The sequence below is a fragment of the Methylobacterium sp. B1 genome (genome assembly GCF_000333255.1).
Lineage (GTDB): Bacteria > Pseudomonadota > Alphaproteobacteria > Rhizobiales > Beijerinckiaceae > Methylobacterium > Methylobacterium fujisawaense.
Window position 1 is genome coordinate 20,136 of the sequence record NZ_BACT01000364.1, and the last position, 7,350, is coordinate 27,485.

General features: G+C 69.3%; 8 protein-coding genes and 1 pseudogene. 5 read left to right on the top strand and 4 right to left on the bottom strand.

Translation table 11 applies throughout. The features are described from left to right. The first annotated feature begins 215 nt into the window (after positions 1–215). Positions 216–869 (top strand): cellulose biosynthesis protein BcsS, encoded by a 654-nt coding sequence (bcsS, locus tag I53_RS10745; RefSeq protein ID WP_251982288.1) that lies wholly within the window; start codon positions 216–218, stop codon positions 867–869. Here bcsS and I53_RS10750 read toward each other — a convergent pair. Together I53_RS10750 and I53_RS10755 are read right to left on the bottom strand one after the other, a co-directional pair. Then, positions 836–2,440 (bottom strand): cryptochrome/photolyase family protein, encoded by a 1,605-nt coding sequence (locus I53_RS10750; protein ID WP_051044771.1) that lies wholly within the window; start codon positions 2,438–2,440, stop codon positions 836–838. The genes bcsS and I53_RS10750 overlap by 34 nt on opposite strands. Before the next feature lie 4 nt (positions 2,441–2,444). Beyond that, on the bottom strand, positions 2,445–3,179 hold the full coding sequence (locus I53_RS10755) for an SDR family NAD(P)-dependent oxidoreductase (protein WP_043350267.1): 735 nt from the start codon (positions 3,177–3,179) through the stop codon (positions 2,445–2,447). 109 nt (positions 3,180–3,288) lie between these two features. On the opposite strand from I53_RS10755, the gene I53_RS10760 reads away from it, so the two are divergent. Both I53_RS10760 and I53_RS10765 read left to right on the top strand, forming a co-directional pair. Continuing rightward, positions 3,289–4,152, top strand: a complete 864-nt coding sequence (locus tag I53_RS10760; protein ID WP_043350269.1) for a formyltransferase family protein — start codon at positions 3,289–3,291, stop codon at positions 4,150–4,152. A gap of 70 nt (positions 4,153–4,222) precedes the next feature. Next, positions 4,223–4,564, top strand: coding sequence for a hypothetical protein (locus I53_RS10765; RefSeq protein ID WP_043350294.1), 342 nt, complete (start codon positions 4,223–4,225; stop codon positions 4,562–4,564). Between the two features lie 18 nt (positions 4,565–4,582). Here the strand turns inward: I53_RS10765 and I53_RS10770 are convergent, their stop codons facing one another. Continuing rightward, a complete protein-coding gene (locus tag I53_RS10770; RefSeq protein ID WP_043350271.1) occupies positions 4,583–5,611 on the bottom strand; it encodes a hypothetical protein in 1,029 nt (342 codons plus the stop codon). A gap of 448 nt (positions 5,612–6,059) precedes the next feature. Here I53_RS10770 and I53_RS10775 point away from each other — a divergent pair, with 448 nt between their 5' ends. Next, a complete protein-coding gene (locus I53_RS10775; protein ID WP_043350274.1) occupies positions 6,060–6,350 on the top strand; it encodes a PilZ domain-containing protein in 291 nt (96 codons plus the stop codon). Between the two features lie 18 nt (positions 6,351–6,368). Here the strand turns inward: I53_RS10775 and I53_RS10780 are convergent, their stop codons facing one another. Continuing rightward, positions 6,369–6,548 (bottom strand): hypothetical protein, encoded by a 180-nt coding sequence (locus tag I53_RS10780; RefSeq protein ID WP_043350277.1) that lies wholly within the window; start codon positions 6,546–6,548, stop codon positions 6,369–6,371. A gap of 318 nt (positions 6,549–6,866) precedes the next feature. Between I53_RS10780 and I53_RS10785 the strand changes: the two are divergent. Next, a pseudogene (locus tag I53_RS10785) lies at positions 6,867–7,350 on the top strand (hypothetical protein); the annotation flags it as partial.

The window sequence follows — 7,350 nt, forward strand, 5'->3', positions numbered from 1 at the left end:
CAGCGCACGCCGGCGGACATGCGGCACGCTTTTGCCGGGCTTCCGGATCATGGCGCCAACAAATCCGGGGATGCCATCGCGCCAATCGATGCAACACGGTTAATTTTATCCTAATCTGATCCTTCCATGCCGGAGGATCGATCGTGCAAAGCTATCGCACAGCCCCAAAGATCCACACGCGAAGGCCAACGGCTCTGATTGTTCTGGCAGGCATCGTGGGTTTTGCTTCAACGGCACACGCCAGCGAGATCGACACGCTGCTGTTCGGCAGCCTCGACGCGGGCGGCGACACGTTCCTGACCCTCGGCGCGAAGGTCGGCCTTACTTCTCTCGCGCAGGAGGGTTTCGTCGCGCTGGCGACCGTCGGCGGCGGACGGCGCACGGAAAGCGGCGCGGACGGTCCCCGCGAACGGTACACCGTCGCCGCCGCCGCACTCGCCGGGCATCAGTGGTTTTTCGACTGGGGCGTGGTCGCGGCCTATGCCGGCCTCGAGACCACGAGTGAGATGCTGATCGCAGGGCCGACGCGCGACGCCCTGCCGACCCGCTTCGGCCTGCGCCTGCACGGCGAGGTCTGGGCACGTCCGACCGCTGCGACGCTGCTTCAGGCGACCGCCGTCGCGGGATCGGCCCGGGACAGCCTCTGGGCGCGCCTCGCCTGGGGCTATCGCCTCTGGGAGACCTATCTCGGCCCAGAGGCGGCGCTCTACACCGACGCGACCGGCTACGCGAAGTGGAGCCTCGGCCTGCACGGGACCGACTTCGCCCTCGGCCGGTACAGCCTCCGCGCGTCGGTGGGCCTTCAGACCGAGTCGCGCCGGGCCCGGGCTTGTCCCTACGTGACGCTGTCGGTCTGGTCGCCACTCTGATCGGCGCTCGGCCGGGCCTCGAGGGCATCGAGGAAGGCGGCCGCGTCGCGGCGGATCTCGGCGCGGCGCTCGTCGCCGAATCCGCGCAGGGTCCGGTACGGCATCGCCAAGCGCTGATTGCCGGCCAGCCGCTCCTCGTTCTCGATCAGGAAGTTCCAGTAGAGATAGTTGAACGGACAGGCCTCGGGCCCGGACTTGACCTTCACGTCGTAGGCGCAGGACGCGCAGTAATCGGACATCCGGTCGATATAGGCGCCCGAGGCCGCATAGGGCTTGGAGCCCATCACGCCGCCATCGGCCCACAGAACCATGCCGTGAACGTTGGGCAACTCGACCCATTCGTAGGCGTCGGCGAAGACGATCAGGTACCATTCCTCCACCTGCGCCGGGTCGAGGCCGGCGATGAGGGCGAAGTTGCCGGTCACCATCAGGCGCTGGATGTGGTGGGCGTAGGCGTGGGCGCGCGTCTCGGTGACCACCTGCGCGACGCAGTTCAGCGCCGTTTCCCCCGACCAGTAGAACCACGGCAGGTCGCGGCGCGCGCCGAGGGCATTGGTGTCCCGGTAGGCGGGCATCCGCGCCCAGTAGAGGCCGCGCACGTATTCCCGCCAGCCGAGGATCTGCCGGATGAAGCCCTCGACGCAGTGGAGCGGCGCCGCACCGTCGCGGTAGGCGCGCTCGGCCGCCCAGCAGACCTCCTCGGCGGTAAGCAGGCCGGCGTTGAGGGCGGGCGACAGGAGGGCGTGGTACAGGAACGGCGCGCCGGTCTTCATTGCGTCCTGATAGTCGCCGAAGGTCGGAAGGGCCTCGGCCAGGAAGTGCCGGAGCGCCGCGAGGGCGTCGGCCCGGGTCACCGGCCAGGAGAAGCCGGAGAGATCGCCGAAATGGTCGCCGAATTCCGCCTCGACGAGGGCGATGGCCTCGCGCGTCACGGAATCGGGCTGGAAGCCGATCCGGTCCGGCGGACGATGCCCCTTGGGCAGGCGCTTGCGGTTCTCGGGATCGTAATTCCAGCGGCCGCCGGCGGGCTCGCCGCCATCCATCAGAAGGCCGGTCCGACGCCGCATGCCCCGGTAGAAGGTCTCCATCCGCAGGTGATGCCGGCCGTCTGCCCATTTCGCGAAATCCTCACGCGGACACAGGAAGCGGTTGTCGGCGCGGATCTCGAGCGGCATCGGCAGGCTCTCGCGCCAATCCTGCATCATTTCCCAGACGCGCCACTCGCCCGGTTCGGTGACGACGATCCGCTCCGGCCGGTGCCGCGCGACGGCGCGCTCCAGTTCGCCGGTGAAGCTACCGGTATTGCCCGCCTCGGTGAGGCGCACGTAGTCGACGGTGATTCCCTCCGCCTCCAATTCGGCCGCGAAGTGGCGCATGGCGGCGAACAGGAAGGCGATCTTCTGCTTGTGGTGGCGGACATAGGTCGCCTCGTCCCGGACCTCGACCATCAGCACCACGTCGCATTCGGGGTCGAGGTCGACGAGGCTCGAGACCCGGCGCGTCAGCTGATCGCCGAGGACGAAACGCAGCGTGCCGCGCGGTGCGGCGGCGCCGCGGCGTTTTCCGGCCATCGTCTCAGCCCTTGGTCCGGAGGGCGGAGCGGCCGCCATCCACGCCGATGACTTGGCCGGTGATCCAGGCCGCCTCATCGGAGACCAGGAAGGCGGCCAGGGCGCCGACATCCTCCGGACGCCCGAGCCGTTGGAGGGCATGCATGGCCGCAATCCCCTGCGCGAGGGTCTCGTTGCCGGTGATCCCCGCAGCGAGCGGCGTGCGCGTCAGCGAGGGCGCCACGACGTTGATGCGGATCTGGGGCGCGAGTTCGGCCGCCAGGGACAGCGCCATGCCCTCGATGGCGCCTTTCGCCATGGCGACGGAGGCATGCGCGGCAAAACCCTGCGCCACCGCCACCGTCGAGAACAGGACGATCCCGGCCCCCGCCGCGCCGGCACCGGCCTTCAGCGCGCCCGCGGCGGCCTGCACCGCCGAGAAGGCACCGAGCGCATTGATGGCGAAGTCGCCCTCGACATCCGCCCGCGTCAACCGATTCAGCGGCCGCAGATTGATGGTGCCGACTGCGTAGACCAGCCCCGCGAGGTCCGGGCCCGCCGCCTCGGTCACGGCGGACGCGAAGTCCGGATCGGTGACGTCGCCCGCGGTGATGCGCGTCTCCCCCAGATCCTCGGCGACCTTAGACAGGCGATCCGCGTCCCGGGCCGCGAGATGCAGGGCGTAGCCTCGGGCGCGGAGGGCACGCGCCGTGGCAAGACCGATGCCTCCGGTTCCGCCGTAGATGATCACCCGACGCACGCCGAACCCCTTGCTACCCGCATTGGCACGATCAAGGTAAGGCGAGGGACGCTCCCGGGCAGACGGCGGATCCGCGCCCTCCACGTGCACAAGGTCGCAGGCGGCAAGGATGAAGTTCGCGTTCGCCGGCATCGACTTCCTCGGCGGAGTCTTCGAGGGACTGCTGGATGCCGGCTGGACGCCGGTGAAGCTGTTCACCCGCCCCTGTGACGGGATCTACGACCACAACGAAGTCATCGTCGCCCGCGCCCGGGCGCTGCGGCTGCCGATCCAGCTGTCGCGGATCCGCGAACGGGATATCGAGGCGCTCCAGGCCGAGCACGGCCGGGATTGGGCGCTCGTGGTCGCGGGATATCCCTGGCTCATCAAGGGCTGGAAGGGCCGCGCCGCCTACGGCCTCAACATCCACCCCTCCCCGCTTCCGACGGGCCGCGGCCCCTACCCGCTGTTCCGCGCCGTCCTCGACCGCTACGAGAGCTGGGGCGTCACCGCCCATGTCCTCGCCGACGGCTTCGACACCGGCGACATCCTCGCGCAGGATATCTTCGGCTTAAGTTCGCACGAGAGCCACGAGACCCTGCTGGCCAAGTGCCAGATGGCGGCCCGCCGTCTCGCCGCGGGCCCGCTCGGCCGTGAACTGCCCGCACGATGGCGGAGATCCGAGCCGCAGGGCGACGGCTCCTACTGGCCCCGTGCCACCGATTTCGACCGGACGCTCGATTTCCGGCAGGACGTCGCGACGGTCCTGCGCCGGGTGCGGGCCTTCGGCACGGTCGAGACGATTGCGCGGCTGGGAGATGCCCGGGTGTTCGTGGCGGAGGCCCAGGGCTGGCCGGAACGCCACGCGCACACGCCCGGGACGGTGGTGCACCGCCACCGCCGCCACGTCGTGGTCGCGGCCCTCGACGGCTACGTTCAGCTGACCCGCTGGTCACCGGTGCCCCTCGCGGAAGTTGGGCAGGTCGGCCGCTGACCGACGCCGACCGGGAACCGAAGCGCGAACCCTGATGTTTCCGGCGGCCCAGGACATTACGGAGTCCGACATGTCGACACGCGCCAGCCTCGCCGCAGCCCTCGGGTTTGCCGCGCTGTTCACCGGCTCCGCCTTCGCGCAGGCGGTGATCGTGACTCCCGACGAGTTCGGCCCCGACGACGATGTGGTGGTGCGCGACTACATCGTGCGCCGACCGGTGGGGCCCGGGCCGATCGTCGGATCGATCCCGCTGCGTCCCGGCAGCATCGTGCCGCCCGACGTGCGTCTGGCCCCCTTCACCGAGGCCCCGAATCCGCGCCTGCGGCGCTTCGGCTACTTCGTGGCGCCGGGCGACAAGATCGTGGTCGTCGACCCCGAGACCCGTGCGGTGGTGCGAATCCTCGATCGCTGACGCCCCGCGGCGCGCGGCTCACCAGTCGCTGAGCGCCGCGCGCTTCCAGCGATCGGGCGCGACACAGCGGTACTCGTAGGCCTCGTCCCAGGCGTGGTCCCCCGGGATGCAGGGTGCGCGGCTGCTCTCGGGCGGCCGCGGCAGCGTCTCGCGGAAAGAGGCGGCCTCGATCTGCCCGGTGTCGCTCACGCGCAGGACCGGTCCGGCTCCCGTGCCATAGACCAGATCGCGACCGTCGAAGCCGAGGCTGCGGGAGAAGCCGCCGTCGCGGTTGCCGTCGAGCCCGATCGCCTGTCCGGCCGCGAGCAGCATCGGCACGCCGGTAAACCGCGCCGCGGCAGCGTCGATCCCGATGCCGTAGGTCCCCTCCCCCTGGAACGAGATCGCCCGGTCGGTGATGGATCCGGTGAGATTGCCCATGAGGATGCCGTAGCCGGTATGGGCCCCCGGCACGCCGCCGGTGGAGATCTGCAGACCGACCCGCTGGCGGTTCCGATCCGTCGTCGGCGATTGCGCCGAGACGTCGATCTCGGCGCCGATGCACGAGGCCACGGGGTCGGCCTCGTCGGTCATGTCGACGCAATTGAAGTTGCCGGCCCAGGACGGCCCCACCGGCCCCACCCCGTTCGGTTCCTTGAAGATAGTGCCATTGACGGCGACGTTCTGTGCCCCGGTGCTGGCGAGGGCGCGATTGTGCAGTTCGCCCGTGATCGTCCATTCGTAGCCGGCATTGTGCGGGCCGGTGGAGCCGAGCGCCCAGATCGCCTTGTAGGTGTGAGTGGCCTCACCCGACCCTTCGGGCACGTGCCGGTCGACCCGCAGGGTCGAGACCGGATCAAAGGCCTGCGGCCGGTTCCAGAGGAAGACGTGGCCGCCGTCCAGCCCCGGCACGCCGGTTCCCTGGACGCTCCGGGAAAGGGTCGGCAGCCAAGGCTGATCGGGGACAGGCGCGGCTGACGGCGGCCGTCCGGGTGCCTCGGCGGCGCCGGAAAGCGGCAGACCGGCCGCGATGCTGGCCAGCAGGACCAAGCCAGGGCGGATGCGCATGATCGTCTCCGATATCCGTACGGCACGGCCGCGCCCGGAACCGGACGGGCGGCCGCCCCTCGGTGCGAGATAGGCTCTGCCGAGCGTCGCGGCGACATTAGCCCCGATCAACCGGGCAGGTTGCGGATTCGGTGCCTGGATCCCGATGTGATCTGATGCAGGCCGGATTTCGCCACCGGTTCGGACCCATGAAAGCCCTTCGTTTCCTGCGAATTTGGCTCCTGATATCGATCCCGCTGGGCCTCCTGGTCGGCAGGTTCATCAAGGTCGGCAAGGGACCGCCATCGCCCGGAAAGGGCCCGCGGTGATTATGCGAACTCCCGCCGATAGACGCGCCACGTCTTGTCCTTCTGCCGGACGATCGGGGACCATCAATCATCTATTAGTAAATACCGCGCATTTTTACTGATATCGCGCCCATCAACGGATCCAGGCAGGAACCTCGGCCGTGTCCCGCACCGCACGCCCTTACAGCGCCCTGGCGGAGCGACGGGCGACCGAGCGGAAGCCCACCGCCCTGCTGGCCTTTGCTCAGCAACGGGACGGCGCGCGTTATCCGTGTCAGGTCAGAAACATCTCCGATCGCGGCGCGATGTTGGAGTTCCTCGGCCAGCAGGCGGCGCTGCTCGAGAACGCGTTCTATCTGGTGTTGACGAGTTCAGAAACGCGGCACGCGGTTCGCCTGATCTGGCGGACGGAGCAGACGGTCGGCGTGGCGTTCAGTCCGGATTCCGATTGAGGCACGCGCCGTCCCGGCTCAAGTCGCCAAGGTCGCCATGAGCATCAGTCCGAATGCCGGGAGCGTCAGCGCCAGGATGGCCAGGGCGTCGAGCGGTGCCGGCCGGCTCGCGGCGAGCCAGCGATGCTCGGCGAACTTCTCGGCTGCGAAACCGAAGAGAACCAAGCCGCAACCGATGAACGTGACAAGCGCGGACATGACCCGGCCCCTTTGCGGAACGCCGCACGGAAGCGTGCGCCTGCCCGGCAGTACCCGCCGCGGAGGCGTAAAGTTTCACCGCAGGTCCGCCGATCGCGAAAATCACCACCCGGGCGCCTACGGGTCCCTGCACTCCGGACACGACCGCAGGGCGGCGCCGCGCCGGCATCTCCACCGTAGATCCGTGCCGAGCGCGTGCCCTCAGGGTCAGGGGGTTGCAATCCCGCGCAGATCCGTCGAGGCGGAAGCAAGCGGCATCGTTGAGGATTGTCGCAGGCAGCGGGGGGACTTCGACCTGTGAAGGCGAGCGGCAGCGGCGTGGCTGTGGGACATGAGGGCTGGTTGTACTGGGTCGGGCGCGCCGGCGAGGTAGAGGCCTTCTACGGCGACACCGCGACCTCGCGACGGATCCTCAGACGCTGGACCCGGCTGATCGGGCAACGGGCACGCCGCCTGGACGCCCTCGGAATCCGCCACGTGCATACCGTCGTCCCCGACAAGCTGGCGATCTATCCCGACCTGCTCGGCCGCCCCTTTCCGGGGCTCGACGACCCACCGGGCGTCCGCCTCGCCCGATCGGTCGCCGTCGACAGCGGAGCTCCGATGGCGGATCTGCAGACGCCACTCGTGGCCGCGCGGGACGGCGAGCCGGTCTACCTGCGGACGGACACGCACTGGACCTATCGCGGCTATCTCATCGCCTATCGCGCCCTCTGCGAAGCCCTGAACGCACCGGTGGCGGACCATGTCTTTGCCGGCACCAGCACCCGCGAGACCTTCACCTTCGATCTCGGCGAGAAGC